This window comes from Micromonospora sp. WMMD723, assembly GCF_049863385.1.
GTDB classification, from domain to species: Bacteria; Actinomycetota; Actinomycetes; order Mycobacteriales; family Micromonosporaceae; genus Micromonospora; species Micromonospora wenchangensis.
The window spans coordinates 1,906,438-1,924,429 of sequence record NZ_JBMKNR010000001.1 but is presented as its reverse complement, the minus strand read 5'-3'; the positions used below and the strand labels follow the sequence as shown (position 1 = coordinate 1,924,429).

Sequence of the window (17,992 nt, the reverse complement as noted above, 5' to 3'; positions counted from 1 at the left end):
GATACTGCGCCGATCAGCCGCCGGCGCGACGATCATGGCCGCGCCCGGGTCAGCGGTTCCAGTCCTGTTTGGCGGCGCGGACCAGCTTGTCCTTCAGCTCCCGGGTGTGCCGGCGACTCACCGGCAGCTCGGCGGCGTCGATCAGCACCACGTACCCCGAGTTGACCAGGCGCAGCTCCGCGATCAGCCGCAACTGCACCAGGTAGGACCGGTGGATGCGCACGAAACCCGCGTCCGCCCAACGCTCGGCGAGCGTGGCCAGCGACACCCGGACCAGGTGCGACCCGTCGGCGGTGTGCAGCCGCGCGTAGTCACCCTGCGCCTCCACCCAGCGCACCGCCGAGCGGGGCAGCATCCGGGTCGTCCCGGCCAGCTCCACCGGGATCGTCGGGTCCTCCTCGGCACGGGCCAGCGCCGCCGGGTGCGACGGCACCACCCGGGAGCCCATCACCCGGCGCAGCGACTCGGCCAGCCGTTCGGCGCGTACCGGCTTGCGGACGTAGTCGGTGGCGCCCAGGTCGAACGCGTCGACCGCACCGTCGTCGTACGCGGTGACGAAGACGATCGCGGGCGGCCTGGCGAACCGGCGCAGCACCCGGGCCAGTTCCATCCCGTCCAGGCCGGGCATCCGGATGTCCAGGAAGACCACGTCCACGTCGGTGTCCCGCAGCACCCGCAGCGCCTCGGTGGCGTCGCCGGCCGTGTGCAGCCGGGCCACCCGGGGATCGGCCCGCAGGTGGTACGCCAACTCGTCGAGCGCCGGCGGTTCGTCGTCGACCGCCAGCACCCGCAGGAACCCGGAGGCGTTCACCGCGCCGCCCCGCTCGCTCACGCGCCGGCCCGTACGCCCGGGTGGAACTTCGGAATCCGCAGGCTCACCTTCGTACCCGAGCCGGGGCCCGTCTCGACGACCAGGCCGAACCCGTCGCCGAAGACCGAGCGGAGCCGCTCGTCGACGTTGGAGAGGCCGACGTGCTGGCCCGGGTCGTCGGTCGGGTCGCTGCCGGCCCGGGTCAGCTCGGCGATCCCCGCGGTCAGCGTGGCCGGGTCCATCCCCACTCCGTCGTCCTCCACCGTAATGTGACACTCGGCACCCGCGTCCCGGGCCTCGATGCTCACCATGCCGGTACCGGGCTTGCGCGACAACCCGTGCCGTACCGCGTTCTCGACCAACGGTTGCAGGCACAGGAACGGCAGGGTCACCGGCAGCACCTCCGGGGCGATCTGCAACCGCACCTGCAACCGGTCACCGAACCGGGCCCGTTCGATGGTCAGGTAACGATCGATGGACCGCAACTCCTCGGCGAGGGTGGTGAACTCCCCGTGCGCCCGGAACGAGTACCTGGTGAACTCGGCGAACTCCAGGATCAGCTCCCGGGCCCGTTCCGGGTCGGTGCGCACGAACGACCCGATCGCGGTCAACGCGTTGTAGATGAAGTGCGGGCTGATCTGCGCCCGCAACGCCCGGACCTCGGCGCGGGCCAGCCGCTCCCGGGACGAGTCCAACTCGGCCAGCGAGAGCTGGTTGCCGGCCCAGTGCGCGGTCTCCAGGGTGGCCTGCACCAGGCCCGGCGCGGGCGGCCCGTCGGCCACCGCGACGAGCGCCCCGACCACCCGGCCGTCGGCCGACAGGGGTGCCACCACCGCCCCCCGGACCAGGCAGTCCACCCGGTCGCAGTGCAGCTCCGACTCGCCCAGCACGGTCGACCGGCCGGTCTCGGCCACCCGCCGGGCCGCCGCGAGCAGTTGCCCGCCGTGGTGCCCGCCGCGCCCGTCGAGGGCGAGCAGCGTGTCGGCGTCCGTCAACGCCAGCCCGGCCGCCCCCACCAGGGCCCGCAGATGGCGTACGGCCTTCGCCGCGCCCGCCGGGTGCAGCCCGGTACGCAACGGCTCGGCGGCCAGCCCGGCGGTGTGCAGCACCTCGTAGGTGGCCCGCTGGGTGGCGGTGGCGATGCCCCGTCGACCGCGTAGCCGCAGCGCCGCCGCGAGCGCTGCGGCGAGCGCGGTCACCAGCGAGACGACGCCGACCACGGCGGAGAGGTTGCCACCCACCCCGCGATCCTGGCCTGTCCGGCCCGCCACGCCAAGGGGTTCAGTACGCGCCCTTGCGGGCCAGCACCACACCGACCGTGCGCCACAGGATGCTCAGGTCGTACGCCAACGACCAGTTGTCGACGTAGTAGAGGTCGAGCCGGACCGCCTCGTCCCAGGACAGGTCGGAGCGGCCGGACACCTGCCACAGCCCGGTCATCCCGGGACGGACCAGCAGCCGCCGCCGTACGTCGCCGAGGAAGTCGCCGTCGTCGGCGGGCAGCGGACGCGGCCCCACCAGCGACATCTCCCCCCACAGCACGTTGATCAACTGGGGCAGCTCGTCGAGCGAGGAGGCCCGCAGGAAGCGGCCCACCGGGAAGACCCGGGGGTCCTGCTTCATCTTGAACAGCATGCCGTCGGTCTCGTTCTGGTCGACCAGACCGGCCAGCCGCTCCTCGGCGTTGACGTACATGGTGCGGAACTTCCACACCCGGAAGGTCCGCCCCTCGTGGCCCACCCGAGGCTGGCGGAAGAAGACCGGCCCGGGGTCGGAGAGCCGGATGGCCAGCCCGATGGCGAGGAAGACCGGGACGAGCAGCAGCAGGCCCAGCCCGGCGGCGATCCGGTCCATCAGGTTCTTGGCCAGCAGCGCCGGCCCGGACAGGGTCGGCTCCTCCACGTGCAGCAGCGGCAGGCCCTCGATCGGGCGGATGTGCACCCGGGGGCCGGCGATGTCGGTGAGCTGCGGGGCGACCACCAGGTCGACGCCGGAGCCCTCCAGTTGCCAGGCCAGCCGGCGCAGCTCACCCGGTTCGGCGCTGGCCGAGCCGCAGACCGCGATGGTGTCCCCGCCGACCTCCCGCACCAGGGCCAGCACGTCCCGCCCGGCGTACACCGGGACGGGGGTCTGGATGCCCCGGGCGGCGGCGTACCCGTCGGTGATGTGGATGGCCACCGGCACCAGGCCGGCGCTCGGGTTGCGGGTGACCGCCGTGTAGACCTCCAGGCACTCCGGCAGGGTGCCCACCAGCACCATCCGGTGCCCGGCGTGCCCGGCCCGACCCCGGATGCGGTGCAGCACGAACCGGGCGGTGATCCGGAAGAGGAGCACCAGCACCAACGCCCCGGCCAGGGCGAAACCCACCGTGTAACGCGAGAGGTCGGTCTTGGTGGCGAAGGCGACGAACGACACGGTCGCGGTGACCGCGACCCCACCCCGGATGACCCGCTTGTATTCCTCCGGGCCGAGGCCGAGGTAACGCCTGTCGTAGGCCCGGTTGCCCCACAGGGCCACCAGCCAGCCGAGCGGCACCAGCAGGAAGACCACCGTGTAGAACCAGGTCGGGTCCGCCTGCGCGTTGTAGAAGCCGGCCCGTGCCTGGCCGAACGCCTCCTGGGCGATCCAGTCGGCCAGCACCACGGCGGCGAAGTCGAGCAGCAGGAGCGCCGCCGTGTACGGGCGGTGCCAGCGGGACACCCGGCGTCGGGCGCGAGCCCATGCCGACCGGGGCACCCCGTTGTGTGACGGCGGTGTCGGCGGCTGGATCTCGAAGCTGTCGACGTGCCGCACGAGTTTGCTCCGGCCTGTGTTGGTTACCGGGCGCTGGAGGCTTGTCGTCACCTCAACCCATGTCCTCCCGCATGACGCGCGCCGCTCACTCGCCGTGAGGGGCCCGGGTCGCCCACCGTCCCAGTCTCCCACGCTGGCAGCGGGTCAAACGCCGAGCCGGGGGGCTTTGCGTCTGGCGTTGCCGATGGGGAACCGGCCGACTTCACGTCAGTTTTCGAAGCCGGGGACCGAGCCACTATACCGATGGACGGCCACCGGGGTAGAGCGCGGACGGGGACGTTCCACGCGCCGGGGACGATACCTCTCCGTAACAATGGCGCGATGTGACTCACCGTACGAGGCGGGACAACCGACGGTCAGCGAGCGGTTTGCCCCCGGTCTGGCAGGTGGGGCAGTACTGGAGGCTGGAGTCGGCGAACGAGACTTCCCGCACCGTGTCGCCACAGACCGGGCAGGGCAGTCCGGTGCGGGCGTGCACCTTCAGCCCGGAACGTTTCTCGCCCTTCAGCTCCGCCGCCCGGTGCCCGGCCGAGCGGCGTACCGCGTCGCCCAGCACCGTCCGGGTGGCGGCGTGCAGGGTGGCGAGCTGGTCGTCGGTGAGCCGGTCGGTGATCGCGAACGGGGACAGCTTCGCCGCGTGCAAGATCTCGTCGGAGTACGCGTTGCCGACCCCGGCGAGCACCGCCTGATCGGTCAGCACTCCCTTGACCTGCCCCCGTCGGCTGCGCAACCGCTCGGTGAAGGTGGCCAGGTCGGCGTCGAGCGCGTCCGGCCCGAGCTTGGCGACCCCGGGGACCTGCGCGGGGTCGGTCACCAGGTAGGCGGCGAGCTTCTTCTGGGTGCCCGCCTCGGTGAGGTCGAACCCGGAGCCGTCGTCGAGGCGTACCCGCAGGGCGATCGGCCCCTTGCCGGGGCGCAGTGGGGTGGTCGACGGGAACGCCTCCCGGTAGTGCAGCCAGCCGGCGCGGGCCAGGTGCACCACCAGGTGCAGGTCGCCGTCGAAGATCACGTCGAGGAACTTGCCGTGCCGCCGGGCGTCGGCCACCGCCCGGCCCGACACCGCCGTGGGCGCCGGGTCGTACGTCTTCAGGGCGCTGATCGCGGCGACCTCGACCTGGTCGACGCGACGCCCCACGGCACGCTCACGTAGGTAGCCCGCGAGCGCCTCCACCTCCGGTAGTTCGGGCACCCCCTCACGGTAGCCTTCGTTCCCGTGAGAATCGTGGTGGCGCACAACCGGTACCGGGAAGCCCAGCCGTCGGGTGAGAACACGATGGTCGACTCGGAGATCGGGCAGCTCACCGCGGCCGGGGTCGAGGTGCTGCCGTTCATCCGCAGCTCGGACGAGATCCCGTCGATGCCGAAGTCGGCCAAGGCGCTGCTGCCGATCTCACCGATCTACGCCCCGCGCGCCCAGCAGGACCTGTCCCGGCTGCTCACCGAGCACCGGCCGGACGTGCTGCACCTGCACAACCCGTACCCCCTGCTCTCGCCCTGGGTGGTGCGGACCGCGCACAAGCACGGGGTGCCGGTGGTGCAGACGGTGCACAACTACCGGCAGGTCTGCTCGTCGGGGATCTATTTCCGCGACGGCGTGATCTGCCAGGACTGCAAGGGCCGGGCGCTGGCGGTGCCATCGATCGTGCACCGCTGCTACCGGGATTCGCGGGCGCAGAGCGCGCTGATGGCGGCCACCCTGGCCGTGCACCGGGGCACCTGGCGTTCGGTGGACCGGTTCATCGCGCTCACCTCGGCCATCGCCGACCACCTGACCGACTACGGCATCCCGGCCGAGCGGATCGTGGTCAAGCCCAACGCGGTGCCCGACCCGGGTGCACCCACCCCGCTCGGCGACGGCTTCCTCTACCTGGCCCGGCTCACCCCGGAGAAGGGCCTCGACCTGCTGTTGGACGCCTGGCGGCGGCACCCGGTGGGCAGCCTCGGCACGCTGCGGGTGGCCGGCGACGGCGAGCTGCGCCCGCTGGTCGAGGCCGCCGCCGCCGAGCGCGCCGACGTCGTCTACCTGGGCCAGCTCGACCGGGCCGGGGTACGCGCCGCCGTCGAGGCGAGTGCCGTGGTGATCGCCGCCTCGATGTGGCACGACGTGCTGCCCACGGTGATCATCGAGGCGCTGGCCAGCGGGCGGCCGGTGCTCGGTACCGCGCTCGGCGGCATCCCGTACCTGGTCGGCGCGGACGCCCCGCACGAGCCCGCCGGCACCGGTCCGGCCGCGGTCGCCTCGGCGGTCGCGGGTCACGCCCCGCCGCCGGCCGGTCCGCCGGCGGTCCCGGCCGGCCTGCTCGGCGGCACCGCCGGCTGGGTGGTCCCGCCGGACCCGGCCGCGTTGGCCGCCGCGCTCCCGGTCGCGCGGGCCGGTGCCGCGCTGCTGTCCGTCCCGGCCCGGCTGCGGTACGAGCAGACGTTCCACCCCGAGGTCGTCCTCAAGCGGCACCTCGCCATCTACGCCTCCCTCACCCGCCCCCACTGACTGCGCCGCCGCCAGCGGCAGACCACGCGCGATCTCGATGGCCTCTACCGAACCGTCCCCTGCCAAAATCTCCGCGCCCGAAGGTCGGGGAGGGCGCTCGGGCGTGTCGCGGCTGGTCGGCATATCTACTTGAAGCAGTATGACTGGCTGGCATATTTATGCCTGACAGTCATACCAACTATCGCCAAGTGCAACCGCGGTGCCGGGCAGGCCCGCTCCTCGTTGTTGCGAGAAGAGTGTGATGGGAACAAGGGGGCATGCGGTGAGCATCAGGTCAGGCCGGGAGTTCTCCAGGTATGAATCCCTGGTGGCCGGAGGGTTGATCCGTCTCAAGGCCACCACCACCAACGACCTCGACCGACTGCCCCGTTACGATGTCCCGGCCGGGCTGTCGCCCCTCGATCTGCTGCTCGCCGACAGGCTGGCGTCAGAATCGGGGGGCCTGCCGGTCGCGGCTCCCGGCACCGACTAGGCCACCTCGCTTGCCGGGGTGGCGGTGTCCCGGACCGAGTTGAGGATCGTGACCAGGCGGTCCAGATCGGTGGACGGGAAGATCGATTCCGGGTCGGGCGCCAGATCACTGAACGGACTCTCGTAGAGCCGCTCAGGCTTCATGACGCCGTTCTGCGTCAGGTGCGCGATGATCAGGCCGATGAAGCTGATCTGGTTGGCGGTGAGGGTACGGCCGGTCAGAAACTCGCTGAACGCCTCGTTGGCGGCTTCCCGGTCGAGCCCGACCAGTGAGCGGATGAAGAGCCCGAGTCCTTCGGAGGAACGGCGGACCCGGTCGATGTCCTCGGTGCCGCCACCGCTGGCCACGAGCATCCGCTCCAACTCGTCGAGGTCGGTGGCGGAGAGCTGCTTGTTGCGGCGCAGCTTCTGCAACGCGAGATGGCCCTCGTGGGCGCGCAGGTAGACCTGGGCCTTGGCGCGGAACCGCTCGAAGTTCGTGCCGATCCTGATGTCGTTGAGCGAGATGAGCGAGATCTCCCCCAGCTCGTCGCTGAAGTCGGTGTAGACGATGGCCCGCTTGGCCCGGGTGATCAACCTGACCAGCCCGCGCAGGCGTCGACGCATTAGCTCCAGCATGGGCAGGGTCACGTCCTGCCACCATTCGTCGCTGGCCACCTCGTCGAGGAGGTGCTGCTGCTCGCGGACCGCCGGGATGCTGGTCTGCTCCAGCAGCGTCGAGGCGATCTCCTGCACCTGCCCACGCAGCCGCACGTAGTCCGGCAGTACCTGGAACTGGCCGAGTTGGAGGCGCAGCACCATCAGGTCGAACCGCTTGGCAGCTTCGTCGGTGTCCTGAACGGTGGTGGGCAGACCGGCGAGGTTGTCACCGATCTCGCCCACCGCTTCGGGGGTGAGCCTGTGCCAGTGCGCGAAGTCGACGTAGTGCTCCACTAGGCGGCGCTTGGGGCGTACGACGAAGTTGTCGAGGTGGATGTTCGCCACCCGGGCGTGCAGGTCGCGGGCCAGCTCCCAGCGGAGGCCGGTTTCGCTCTGCGTCCCGTCGGTGTCCGGCTCCGGGTAGACGTCAGTGGGGAGACGCTGGTCGAGGCGGTGGATCAGGTCGAGCTGGGCCTTGAACAGCCGGGTGGTCAGCGGCTCAGCCCGCTTTCCCTGCGCCGGCTCGGGATTCTGGTTGAAGTACTCGAAGTTCCGGCAGAAGTCGAAGACCAGAAAGTCCTTCTTGTCCTGCCCGGGGGCGTAGAGGTCCTTGCAGAGCCGGGTGCCTCGGCCGATCATCTGGAGGAACTTCGACTTCGACCGGACGGGCTTGCAGAAGACCAGGTTGACGACCTCGGGCACGTCGATGCCGGTGTCGAGCATGTCCACCGAGATCGCGATGTGCGGGTCCTTCTCCGGCTGGGAGAAGTCGTCGATGAGGCTCTGCGCGTACTCGGCCTTGTGCGTGATGACCCGGGCGCGGTGGCCGGCGTGCATCGGATACGCGTGGTCGAACCGCTTCTGAATGAAGTCGGCGTGGTCCTGGTTCCTGGCGAAGATGATCGTCTTCCCGATCCGGTCACCGCCGGCCACCTTGTGGCCGTGGGTCATCAGCGTCGCCAGGACGTTGTCCACGGTCTTCTCGTTGAACACCCACTTGTTGACCGCGTCCGTGTCGACGTTGTCCGGCGGCTCGTCGTCACCCCAGTCGAGCGAGTCCCAGCGGTCCTTGTCCTCCTCGCTGAGGTCGTCGTAGCGGATGCCGCGCCACTGGAAATCGGTCTCCACGGAGAACGCGCGCGGCGGGACGAGGTAGCCCTCCTGCACCGCCTCGTCGAGGTCGTAGTGGTCGGTGGGGACGCCGTCCTCAAGGTGGAACAGGCTGTAGGTGTTGCGGTCGATCTCGTTACGCGGGGTTGCGGTGAGCCCGACTAGGAGACTGTCGAACCAGGTGAAGATCGCCCGGTACTTCTGGTAGACCGACCGGTGCGCCTCGTCGATGACGACCAGGTCGAAGTGGCCCGGCCCGAAGCGCCGTCCACCGCTCGCGGTGTCGTTGATCAGGCCCATCATGGTCGGGTACGTCGAGACGTACACCCGGCCATCGGTGTCGCGCTCGGTGACCAGGTTGACCGTGGCCGCGCTGGGCAGGTGCGCCTTGAACGCGTTGACCGCCTGGTTGACCAGGGCGGTGCGGTCGGCCAGGAAGAGCACCCGCTTGACCCAGTTGGCCCGCATCAGCACGTCGACCAGGGCGATCACGGTACGGGTCTTGCCCGCGCCGGTGGCCATCACCACGAGCGCCTGACGCTGCCGATCCCGCTCGAACGCCTCGCCGATCTTCCGGATCGCCCGGTGCTGGTAGTGCCGCTCGACGATCTCGGGCTTGATTGTCACGCCCGCGAGCGGCTCGCGGATGGCGCGGCGCTGGATCAGGAGCGCAAGCTCGTCCCTGGTGTAGAAGCCCTGCACCGGGCGCGGCGGGTAGGCGGTGTCGTCCCACAGCCAGGTGCCGTAACCGTTGGTGTAGAAGATGACCGGCCGCTGGCCGTACTGCTGCTCCAGGCAGTCGGCGTAGAGCTTGGCCTGCTGCTTGCCGTCGGTGGCGTCCCGCCGGGCGCGCTTGGCCTCGACCACCGCGAGCGGCTTGCCGTCGGCACCCCACAGCACGTAGTCGACAAAGCCGGTGCCCGAGCCGTTGGGCATGCCGGTCACCGGAAACTCACGGTCGTCCGGCCCGTCGAGCCGCCAGCCGGCCTCGGCCAGCATGAGATCGATGTAGAGGTCGCGGGTCTGCGCCTCGTCGTAGTCGTGGTCGTCGGGGCGGGCCTCGTTGGCGACCTTCGCGGCGGCGATCTGGGCGCGCAGCTTGGCCAGCTCGGCGTCGAGGGTGGCCGACCGCTTCCGCTCGGCGGCCAGCGCCACGTCCTGGGCGGCGAGCTTCTCGGCGAGCGCCTTCAGCTCGGCCCGGGTCTGCTGCCGCACCTCGGCGGGGACCGGTCGGGGAATCCGATCCGGGTCGAAGGCCAACGCGCTTGCCGGCAACTGCGCCTGGTCGCGGGTGTAGTGCCGGGCGATCCAGTACGTGACGTGGAACAGCTCGCGCAGGACCGGCACCGAGTCTTTGTCGGTCACCGGCGTCTTCTCGTGCACGGCCCGGTTGCCCTGCTTGCGGATGACGTTCATCTTGACCTGGAGGGCGGTGCCCACCATGTTGCGCAACGTCGGCTCGTGGATCTTGCCGGAGAGGTCGTTCCTGTACGGCCGCTTGAGTGTCGCGTCGGCGTCGAAGAGCCAGCCGAGCGCGAGCTCCAGGGTGCGCCGGGCATAGAAACACGAGACCCGCGGGTCGGCGACGGCCAGTCGCTCGGCCCGCAGGGCCTCGTCAAGCAGCTCGGGCCACTCGGCCCGCAGGAACGCGAAGTTGCTCATCGGTTCGTCTACCCCCACAGTGGACAGCCCTAGAGCGTCTCACATCAGAGCAACCTCCGGAAAGCCCGATCCTGCAACGACGCGAACAGCGCATCCAACTCAGCCAGGCTTGCTCGCTGGGCTGCCCGCAACTCCTCGATAGCCTCGATCTGGCGAGCGAACTCCTGCTGCAGTGCAAGAGGGGGAACTTCAACTTCCGCTACCATCAAGCTTGCCTTGGAGATATTGGGCATAGAGCCTGCGGAACCACTGGCCAGTAATTGGATCTGACGCCGCTTGGACGGATATACAAGCAACTGCTGAAGGAACACCTTGTTGATCGCGGCATCGGGATTCAACTCAAGCCTAAATATGAGATCTGGAAGAAGAAGGTTGGATGGCGTCTCTCTGACCAGAGCGCAGGCTCCCACCAGATCCCTTGTATTTTTCCTCGAAAAGAGAAGGTCACCCACCTTGACCGCATGCTCTAATTTCGGTGCAACCCCCACTGGGAGGGCCTTGTTCTCCTTTGCAAGAAATTCGCAGGAGGTTATAGCGCTAAGCTTAAGAACGCCCCATTCACTTTGACTGGCTGGACGACTGAGGCATTGAGGACTATGGCCGCTATGAATCCGGGAAAGAAGCGAACCCATCGGAGCCCTGGGCCAACTGTGCTCGTTTCGCACCGGATCGCCGAAAGTGTCGAGGAAGATGGATCGAGCAAGTTCGTCGAGTTGAGCTAGGGCTTCGCGGCGCTTGGACCGCAGCTCGTCCGCGCGATCCAGGATCTCCGCAATTCTCCGCTGCTCCTCAACCGAGGGCAGCGAAACTCTCATTTCCTTGAGCTTTTCAACTGGAAAGTTGTCGGCCGTGGTGGCTCGGACCCAACTCAGAATGAGGCTAGAGTTCGCCTTGATTAGCCGCGCGAGATAGTCTGGATGGATCTCCCTACCACAGAGCACGGCCTTCATGTCCTGGTTAATAGCGACAGGGACGCGGCTCACGCCGACAGGAAGGGTGTGCTTCAGCACGCCAGAACGGACGACGACGAGCACTGATCCAGCCGGAACGAGGCGAGCAGCGCTTCCAGCCAGGCCGGCATCAGTTATGTTGACCTGCGCCCTTTCGATGCCCCAGGATTTCATATCCTTCGGGGTCACCCAGGGAATGTCACCACCGAAGTAGTCGGGGTTGTTCCGAGTGGGGGTTCCACCACCGACGAACTTGACCAAGTCAGCCAGGCGAGCAGTCCTTCCCTGGTTCATCCGAGCATCGCCTTCAGATCGGACATGCCCTGCTGGATTTCGGATTCCAGCCTCTCTAGGTCAGACAAGATGTCGAGAGGCAACCGGTGCTCAATCTCCTCGTGCACAACCTCCTTGTAACGGTTGAGGCTGAGGTCGTAGCCCTGCTCGACGATGTCGGCCTTGGGCACACAGAAGCTCTGGTCGGTCCGTGCCCGCTGCAACTCGTCGCCGTCCCGGCGGGACCACCGCGCCAGCGCGTCCGGCAGGTTGTTCTTCGTGTGCTCGCCCTCAGCCAGTGCCACGTCCGGCACCGGCCCAAGCTTCTCGATAGGCAGCAGCGAAGTCCGCTTGTCGTCCAGGCTCCACCCGTCGGCGGTCACCTCGTAGAACCAGACGTTGTCAGTCCCGCCGCTGTTGGTCTTGGTGAAGAGCAGGATCGCGGTGGAGACTCCCGAGTAGGGCTTGAAGGTACCGCTCGGCAGCTTGACCACACCGTCGAGCTTCTGGTCCTCGACCAGCATCCGACGCAGTTCCTTGTGCGCCTTGCTCGGCCCGAAGAGCACTCCGTCCGGCACGATCACCGCCGCCCGCCCGCCGGGCTTGAGGAGCCGGAGAAAGAGGGCGAGGAAGAGCAGCTCGGTCTTCTTGGTCTTGACGATCCGCTGGAGGTCTTTGGACGTGCTCTCGTAGTCGAGGCTGCCGGCGAACGGCGGGTTGGCCAGGATCAGCGAGTACTTCTCAAGATCCTCTTCACTGACGTTCTCGGCCAACGAGTCGCGGTAGCGGATGTCGGGGCTCTCCACCCCGTGCAGCAGCATGTTCATGCTGCCGATCCGCAGCATCGTGCCATCGAAGTCAAAGCCGTGGAACATGCTCTCGTGGAAGTGCTCCCGCTGCTTCGTATCGAGCAGCGCGTCCGGATGGGCACGCCGGACGTACTCGCCTGCCTCGACCAAGAAGCCAGCAGTGCCACAGGCCGGATCGCAAATCTTATCCTGCGGGGTCGGGGCCGTCATCTCGACCATGAGCTGGATGATGTGCCGGGACGTACGGAACTGTCCGTTGTGTCCTGCCGTGGCGATCTTGCTGAGCATGTACTCGTAGAGATCGCCTTTGGTGTCCCGGTCCTCCATCGGAATGTTGTCGAGCATGTCGACCACCCGGCCGAGCAGCACCGGATTGGAGATGGTGAACCGGGCGTCCCTCATGTGATCCGAGTACGTGGACCCATCGCTGCCGAGCTCCCGGAGGTACGGGAAGACCTTGTGGGTAACGGTCTTGAGCATCGTCTCCGTGTCCAGGATCTTGAACCGGGACCATCGGAGTTCCTGCTGGTCCGGCCCGAACCGCAGGGTGACCTGGGCGTCCGGGAAGCGCTCTGCCTTCTTCAGCTCTCGCATCTCCATCTCGTCCAGCCGCTTGATGAAGAGCAGGTAGGTGATCTGCTCGATCACCTCCAGCGGGTTGGAGATGCCGCCTGACCAGAAGGCATCCCAGACGCGATCGATCTTGCTCTTCAGTTCACCGGTTATCACGTGCCTCGTCCCCATGGTGTCGCTTCAGGCTTAGTCCCACAGGTTAGCCCTCTCTCACGGCCAGGCAGGGCGGGCTTGCCGACCATGCTGAGAGGTAGGGCTTGGTGCCTGAGCGTTGTCATCAACCGCCTTGAGTTCCGCTTCGGTAGCAGGGGCAACGCCTGCGGGCCGGGGATCCTGCCCGCCGTCGTCGAAGGCCCGGATCTCGTCCGCTGCCTGCTCTTCCGCCGTGCGAAAAGCGGCGGCGGTGTGGATGACGTCGCGGGCGGCGGCCGACACCCGGCAGTCCGCGACCCGGCAGACCTGGCAGCGGCCGTCCGGGTCGGCGCGGTGGGCGCGGAGGACCGCGCGGGCGGTGAGGACCAGCCGGTTACGGATCTGCGCCAACGACAGGTGCGGCGCGGTCATGGTCAGGTCACCCCGAGGGCGGCGGCGAGCGTGACGATCGTGGCCGGGGCGTGCGGGGTGCGGGCCACCTGGGCGAGCACCTCGCGGGCGGCGGGCCGGTGGCGTACCTCGGCGGGTGCCATCCGGTCGGCGTCGGCGAGCACCCGGCTGGCGTTGGTCGGGTCGTCGGCCTGGAGGTAGGCGCGGGCCGCGTCGACCAGGTGCGCCGCCCGGTGCTCCAGCGGCAACCACCGCCAGGCGTCCCGCCGGGTCGTCTGCTCGTGCCAGGCCACCGCATCGCCGGCATGGCCCAGATCAAGGGCGGCGGCGGTACGGGCAAGGCCCACCGCCGTCGGCCCGAACGCCGTCCGGTGGTGGTCGTGGCCCTCGCCGACCTGCGCGGCCATCCCGGCGGCCTCGTCGAGGAGGTCGGCGACGGCGCGGTCGTCGCCCCGGCGGGCCGCCCCCAGCGCGGCCTGCACCAGCAGCGTCCCGCACAACGACAACTCGCCGGGGCCACCGTCGTCGGGGCCGAGCAGGGCGATCCGGTACGCGCCGCCGAGCGCCGCCGACACCGCCGCCCGGGCCCGCCCCGAGGCGCGGAACACCTGGCTGAGCGGCACCGTGGCGGCGGCCACCAGCAGCGGATCGCCGGCACCGGTGGCCATCGCCCGATCGGCGGCCAGCCAGCCCAGGTCGACCTCACCGAGCTTCACCAGCAGCGACGCGGTGAGCCGGTACACCTCCACCAGCAGCGGCCGGTTCGACTCGTGATCGTCGGCGGAGACCCGTTGCACGCCGGTCAGCAGACCCGGCAGCACGTCGACCACCTGCGGGTACCTGGCGTGCTGGAACTGCATCCAGGCGTGCCCGACGTCCCGCACCACCCGGCCGGCCGGCACCGCCGGGCGGGTCGCCGGTCGCCCGAGCGCCATCTCGTACGTCGACAGGGCCGCCCGAATCCGCTCCACCCCTTCGATCCGGGCGGTCGTCGTGGCGGGTCGGGCGTCCCGGCCGAGCAGCACGGCGGTGTCGATCCGCAGCACGGCGGCAATGTCCCGCAACGTCGACACCTTGTCCAGCGACCTGACGCCCCGCTCGATCTTGTCCACCCAGGATTTCGACCGGCCGAGCCGATCGGCGAACACCTGCTGCGACAGTTTCCGCCGCCCCCGCCAGTACGCCACCCGCCGGCCGACCGGCAGCAGCTCACTGCTGTCCACGACGCCACCGCCGGTCCGGGACCGCCCGGGTGGTCTCCTCGGCCGGTATCCGCTCCGCCTCGGCCTGGGCGAGGATCCGCTGCCGCGCCGCCTCGCGCTCCGCCGCCTGGATCTGCTCGCCCCGGTCGTCGTGGTCGGCCCCGCGCCGTGCCGTCATGACCAACACCCCGCCCGGTATTCCCCGGCCAGGGTCAGCAGCGGCCGCCGGAACGGCTGCCAGAGCCTCGCCAGCAGGCCAGAGTGCGTCGGGTTCTTCGCATGCCGAGCCATGAGGACCTCCCGAGAGTCTTTCTGGTTGCCTAATTTAGGAACCTAAAAAAGTATGCTAGGAGGTGACAACTGATTTGGGAACCCACGGCGTGTCGCCAGAGCGTGGGCGGGAAGGGCGGGATACTCGCCGCATGGTCACCCCGACGATCCAGCGACGTCGCCTCGGCAACGCCCTCCGACGAGCCCGCGAGGCGGCAGGCAAGAGTCAGGACGAGGCGGCGGAGGTCATCGACTCCGCATCGAGCAAGGTCAGCCGGATGGAACTGGGCCAGTCCGGCATCCGGCTGACGGACCTGAAGCTGCTGCTCGACTTCTACGGCGTGTCGGCGGAGGAGGCGGAACCGCTACGGGAACTCGCCCGCGCCGGCAGGCAGCGCGGACGGTGGAGCGGGTACCGCAACGTGGTGCCGGACTGGTTCCGGCAGTACCTCGACCTGGAGGCGGACGCGGCGGAGATCCGCTGGTACCAGTCCGAGGTCATCCCCGGCATCCTCCAGACCGAGCCGTACATCCGGGCGATCATCGACCGGGACGACGTGGAGCGGCAGGTCGAGGTACGTCTCGAACGGCAGAAGGTCATCGACCGCCCGGACGGGCCGGAACTGAACTTCATCCTCAGCGAGTCCGCCCTCCGGCGGAACCTCGGCGACCGCGCGACGATGCGGGATCAGCTGTCCCATCTCGCCGCGCTCGCCGACCGCTCGAACGTCACGATCCAGGTGTTTCCGCTGGATGCCGAGACCTATGTCGTTTCCTCGTTCAGCTTCATCCTCCTCCGGTTCGGGGAGGAGGTTGCCTCCGACGTTGTCTACCTGGAGACGTTCACGGACGCGGATTACCTCGACAGCCCCGAAGCGCTCCGGGCCTACAATCGGCACTGGGACCGTCTCCGGGCTGCGGCCTTGGGGCCGGTGGAGTCCCGCAGGCTCATGCTGCGGATTGCAGGCGAGATGAAGTAGAGGCTGACATGTCGAACCCGGACCTCACCGGTGCGGTGTGGCGCAAGTCCACCCGCAGCGACGGCAACGGCGGCGCGTGTGTCGAGGTGGCCGACCTCAGCAACGGGGTGGCCGTCCGGGACAGCAAGGACAAGTGCGGTCCCACCCTGGCCTTCGACGCCCGGGGCTGGCGCACCTTCATCGACTCCCTCAAGAGCAACTAAGGCCGCCAGCCGGGCTTCGAGCAGCGTCGGGGCGTTACTCGTCCCATTTGACACCCCAGTACGCGGTGACCTTCCGGAGGTCGCCGCCGTATCTGCTCGCGCCTTCCCGCTTCCAGCTGCAGTCGATCAGGCGGATCGACACGGCCCGCTGTTGGGGGTAGCCGAAGACGATCGCGTGTTCGACAGTCCCACCGAGCAGACACATCTCGTCCTGAGGCGGATCGGTGGGCAGACCGTTCAGGTACGTGGAGAGGTCATCGACGCGCTCAGTGATCCGCCGGCTGGCATCCAGCCGTAGCGGTATGGCGCTGTCGTGCCGATACGTGCAGAGAAGCACCTCGGTAGCCACTGCCGGGACCAGATCGGCCCTGCCGCCGGATGGCGAAGAGCGCTCGTCCCAGGCGTCCGGGCAGCGAGCAGGGCCTTCCTCGGTGTTGTCCATGGACGCCGGCTGAGCCTCTGCGCGTGCCGGCCCCTCTTGACCGCGCAGCAGAACAAAAGCCCCGCCGAGGCACACCACAGCCAGCATCGACACGGCCATCGCGAGACGCCATCGCCTGAATGGGTGCCCTACGTCGCTCGTCCGCGCCACCGACAAGCACCCTTCACCGACTCTTGACTCACACAGCACCAGCCATGGAACACCGCGTGCGGTCTCCTGGTGGTTTGACAACGTCGCCATCATGGACTGGTGTCCAATCCGGATAGTGACCAGTCGCGCACCGAAGGTCGGACTGGCGGGGCCGATTCACCGCCATCCTCGCCAGGCCAGATGAGGCCGTACCAACCCGGTCACCCCGTGCCGCCAGCCGGCGCAGGGCTACCGCCGAGCCCGACGAGCCCGCGGCCTCCCATCGAACTCGTCGCCCGGCCGATCTCGGCGTATCCCAGCCCTTTCGTGGCGTTCTGGTCACGACCTGCGACGATCATTAGCGTCCTGTTGCTGATTCTGCTGATGGCCATCATGACGACGTGGGCGTTGGCCCGCAGCAGTCCCCCCACTGCCCCCGGGGCGGTGGGACCGACCAGCGCCAGCCCGTCGCCTTCATCGTCGCCGTCAGCGGCCCCGTCAATCTCCGTCGATCAGTCGCTGGAGCCGCCCACGCCTGAGACGCAACCGTCTGGCGCAGCGACAGGACCAGGCCCGTCAGCGGCTCCTACCGCTGGCAGCGTCGATCCGGCAGCCGATCCTTTCGCCCCCTCCAGCGTCGAACCCTTCAGTAGCGGCTCGGTATCGCTGACAGTCGGTAGCGACTATCAGCTTGGACTGGAGGACTGGGACGATGAATTCGGAAACCGCGTTGACATCCAGTTCACCTGGACGGGAATAGTCGGACGCAACACCAACCAGCTTGCGCTGCTCCAAGCAGGCGAGGCCCGGTCGTTCGCCACCTGCCAGACCAAGACCGCATGGGCGTCGGCTCTCAACTGGAGCCAGGTCAGCGCGGGAACGTACACCTGCATAAAGTGGGGGAACCGGCGCGGGCTGATGCGCATCGACTATCTACCGGACTTGGATGCCAAGTATCCGGAGGTGACCGTCACCGGCATCATCTGGAGTCCGACAGTGAAGGGCTGAAGCCCAAGGCGGTATGCCTGTCCGTCATATTCATGCCTGACAGGAATACGACCTTGCTGGCAGACCTCCCCGTCAAGCTGGTCGACCTGTCCCGGCCGCCGCCTCGGACGGCCGGGGCAGGCAGGCTGCCTCCCTGCAGGCCGGGGCCGACTGTCTTCCTGCCTGTCGAGGCCGAGCCTGTTGACCCGGGCAGCGATCTATGGGCTAAACGCGTCCGGCAAGTCGAACGTCGTCGGCGCGAGCGCGGGCTTTCGCCCTTGATATTGATGGATGTTGCTACGAACCCATCGCGGTCCAACAGGCGGTGATCTTGTAGATCTGACTGTCGGCCCACGTCATGAAGTTGAGGTTGAATCCGTGTTCGGAGATTTCCGTGGCGGTGACTGTTACGCGCAGGTCGTGGCCGTTGCTGACGTCCAGCGAGCCGAGCGAGGCGGTGACAGTCGGTGTCGTGGTGAAATGCTCGCTGAACTCGACGTGCCTCGTGGTAGTTCTCGTTCCACTGCCATCGAGCAGCTTCCAGTCCGGCTGGCCGGAACCTCCCTCAACCTGCCCCGCCAGGACCTTCGAAACCTACACGGCTGTAGCCTGCTCTGCGGTTGCTTGGCGTGTCGCCATGAGTCCCCCTGCCCTCGG

General features: G+C 68.5%; 17 protein-coding genes. 5 read left to right on the top strand and 12 right to left on the bottom strand.

From position 1 onward, the window contains the following. Window positions 1-49 precede the first annotated feature (49 nt). The 4 genes from ACN261_RS08640 to ACN261_RS08625 form a co-directional block, all read right to left on the bottom strand. Window positions 50-811: a LytR/AlgR family response regulator transcription factor gene (locus ACN261_RS08640; protein WP_088643667.1), complete on the bottom strand. Its 762-nt coding sequence runs from the start codon at window positions 809-811 to the stop codon at window positions 50-52. 17 nt (window positions 812-828) lie between these two features. Then, window positions 829-2,052, bottom strand: coding sequence for a sensor histidine kinase (locus ACN261_RS08635; RefSeq protein ID WP_421484734.1), 1,224 nt, complete (start codon window positions 2,050-2,052; stop codon window positions 829-831). A 40-nt stretch (window positions 2,053-2,092) separates the two neighbouring features. Further along, window positions 2,093-3,604, bottom strand: coding sequence for a sugar transferase (locus ACN261_RS08630; RefSeq protein WP_204958286.1), 1,512 nt, complete (start codon window positions 3,602-3,604; stop codon window positions 2,093-2,095). Window positions 3,605-3,932: 328 nt separating this feature from the next. Beyond that, window positions 3,933-4,793, bottom strand: coding sequence for an Fpg/Nei family DNA glycosylase (locus ACN261_RS08625; RefSeq protein ID WP_425849436.1), 861 nt, complete (start codon window positions 4,791-4,793; stop codon window positions 3,933-3,935). A gap of 24 nt (window positions 4,794-4,817) precedes the next feature. On the opposite strand from ACN261_RS08625, the gene ACN261_RS08620 reads away from it, so the two are divergent. Both ACN261_RS08620 and ACN261_RS08615 read left to right on the top strand, forming a co-directional pair. Next, entirely contained in the window at window positions 4,818-6,092 is a 1,275-nt protein-coding gene (locus ACN261_RS08620; RefSeq protein WP_425849434.1) for a glycosyltransferase, read from the top strand. A 262-nt stretch (window positions 6,093-6,354) separates the two neighbouring features. Continuing rightward, window positions 6,355-6,564, top strand: a complete 210-nt coding sequence (locus ACN261_RS08615; protein WP_421484732.1) for a hypothetical protein — start codon at window positions 6,355-6,357, stop codon at window positions 6,562-6,564. Here ACN261_RS08615 and ACN261_RS08610 read toward each other — a convergent pair. From ACN261_RS08610 to ACN261_RS08585, 6 genes are read right to left on the bottom strand one after another with little or no spacing between them, the layout of a single operon-like run. Next, entirely contained in the window at window positions 6,561-9,974 is a 3,414-nt protein-coding gene (locus ACN261_RS08610) for a DEAD/DEAH box helicase family protein (RefSeq protein ID WP_425849432.1), read from the bottom strand. The two genes, ACN261_RS08615 and ACN261_RS08610, sit on opposite strands and share 4 nt — an antisense overlap. Window positions 9,975-10,018: 44 nt before the next feature. Then, window positions 10,019-11,218, bottom strand: coding sequence for a restriction endonuclease subunit S (locus tag ACN261_RS08605; RefSeq protein ID WP_421484730.1), 1,200 nt, complete (start codon window positions 11,216-11,218; stop codon window positions 10,019-10,021). Continuing rightward, a complete protein-coding gene (locus ACN261_RS08600; RefSeq protein WP_425849429.1) occupies window positions 11,215-12,735 on the bottom strand; it encodes a type I restriction-modification system subunit M in 1,521 nt (506 codons plus the stop codon). The genes ACN261_RS08605 and ACN261_RS08600 overlap by 4 nt, the downstream gene beginning before the upstream one ends. A gap of 54 nt (window positions 12,736-12,789) precedes the next feature. Further along, the gene (locus ACN261_RS08595; protein ID WP_425849426.1) at window positions 12,790-13,143 is read right to left on the bottom strand and encodes a hypothetical protein; all 354 of its coding nucleotides are present in this window, start codon (window positions 13,141-13,143) and stop codon (window positions 12,790-12,792) included. 2 nt (window positions 13,144-13,145) lie between these two features. Further along, a complete protein-coding gene (locus ACN261_RS08590) occupies window positions 13,146-14,345 on the bottom strand; it encodes a helix-turn-helix domain-containing protein (RefSeq protein ID WP_425849423.1) in 1,200 nt (399 codons plus the stop codon). Further along, a complete protein-coding gene (locus ACN261_RS08585; protein WP_425849422.1) occupies window positions 14,332-14,502 on the bottom strand; it encodes a hypothetical protein in 171 nt (56 codons plus the stop codon). Before ACN261_RS08585 ends, ACN261_RS08590 begins: the two co-directional genes overlap by 14 nt. Before the next feature lie 244 nt (window positions 14,503-14,746). Between ACN261_RS08585 and ACN261_RS08580 the strand changes: the two genes are divergently transcribed. Together ACN261_RS08580 and ACN261_RS08575 are read left to right on the top strand one after the other, a co-directional pair. Next, complete coding sequence (locus ACN261_RS08580) at window positions 14,747-15,574, top strand: helix-turn-helix domain-containing protein (protein ID WP_425849420.1); 828 nt, start codon at window positions 14,747-14,749, stop codon at window positions 15,572-15,574. 8 nt (window positions 15,575-15,582) lie between these two features. Then, a complete protein-coding gene (locus ACN261_RS08575; protein ID WP_425849418.1) occupies window positions 15,583-15,777 on the top strand; it encodes a DUF397 domain-containing protein in 195 nt (64 codons plus the stop codon). Window positions 15,778-15,811: 34 nt separating this feature from the next. Here the strand turns inward: ACN261_RS08575 and ACN261_RS08570 are convergent, their stop codons facing one another. Then, window positions 15,812-16,318, bottom strand: coding sequence for a hypothetical protein (locus ACN261_RS08570; protein ID WP_425849416.1), 507 nt, complete (start codon window positions 16,316-16,318; stop codon window positions 15,812-15,814). A 399-nt stretch (window positions 16,319-16,717) separates the two neighbouring features. On the opposite strand from ACN261_RS08570, the gene ACN261_RS08565 reads away from it, so the two are divergent. Continuing rightward, window positions 16,718-17,356 (top strand): hypothetical protein, encoded by a 639-nt coding sequence (locus ACN261_RS08565; RefSeq protein WP_425849413.1) that lies wholly within the window; start codon window positions 16,718-16,720, stop codon window positions 17,354-17,356. Window positions 17,357-17,632: 276 nt separating this feature from the next. On the opposite strand, the gene ACN261_RS08560 is transcribed toward ACN261_RS08565, so the two are convergent. Then, window positions 17,633-17,872: an H-type lectin domain-containing protein gene (locus tag ACN261_RS08560; RefSeq protein WP_425853575.1), complete on the bottom strand. Its 240-nt coding sequence runs from the start codon at window positions 17,870-17,872 to the stop codon at window positions 17,633-17,635. Window positions 17,873-17,992: the final 120 nt, after the last annotated feature.

Bases quoted from the DNA above. Each gene is read 5' to 3' on its own strand.
- ACN261_RS08595 (WP_425849426.1), bottom strand. From the start codon at position 13,143: ATGACCGCGCCGCACCTGTCGTTGGCGCAGATCCGTAACCGGCTGGTC.
- ACN261_RS08605 (WP_421484730.1), bottom strand. From the start codon at position 11,218: ATGAACCAGGGAAGGACTGCTCGCCTGGCTGACTTGGTCAAGTTCGTC.
- ACN261_RS08575 (WP_425849418.1), top strand. From the start codon at position 15,583: ATGTCGAACCCGGACCTCACCGGTGCGGTGTGGCGCAAGTCCACCCGC.
- ACN261_RS08585 (WP_425849422.1), bottom strand. From the start codon at position 14,502: ATGACGGCACGGCGCGGGGCCGACCACGACGACCGGGGCGAGCAGATC.
- ACN261_RS08570 (WP_425849416.1), bottom strand. From the start codon at position 16,318: ATGGCCGTGTCGATGCTGGCTGTGGTGTGCCTCGGCGGGGCTTTTGTT.
- ACN261_RS08610 (WP_425849432.1), bottom strand. From the start codon at position 9,974: ATGAGCAACTTCGCGTTCCTGCGGGCCGAGTGGCCCGAGCTGCTTGAC.
- ACN261_RS08580 (WP_425849420.1), top strand. From the start codon at position 14,747: ATGGTCACCCCGACGATCCAGCGACGTCGCCTCGGCAACGCCCTCCGA.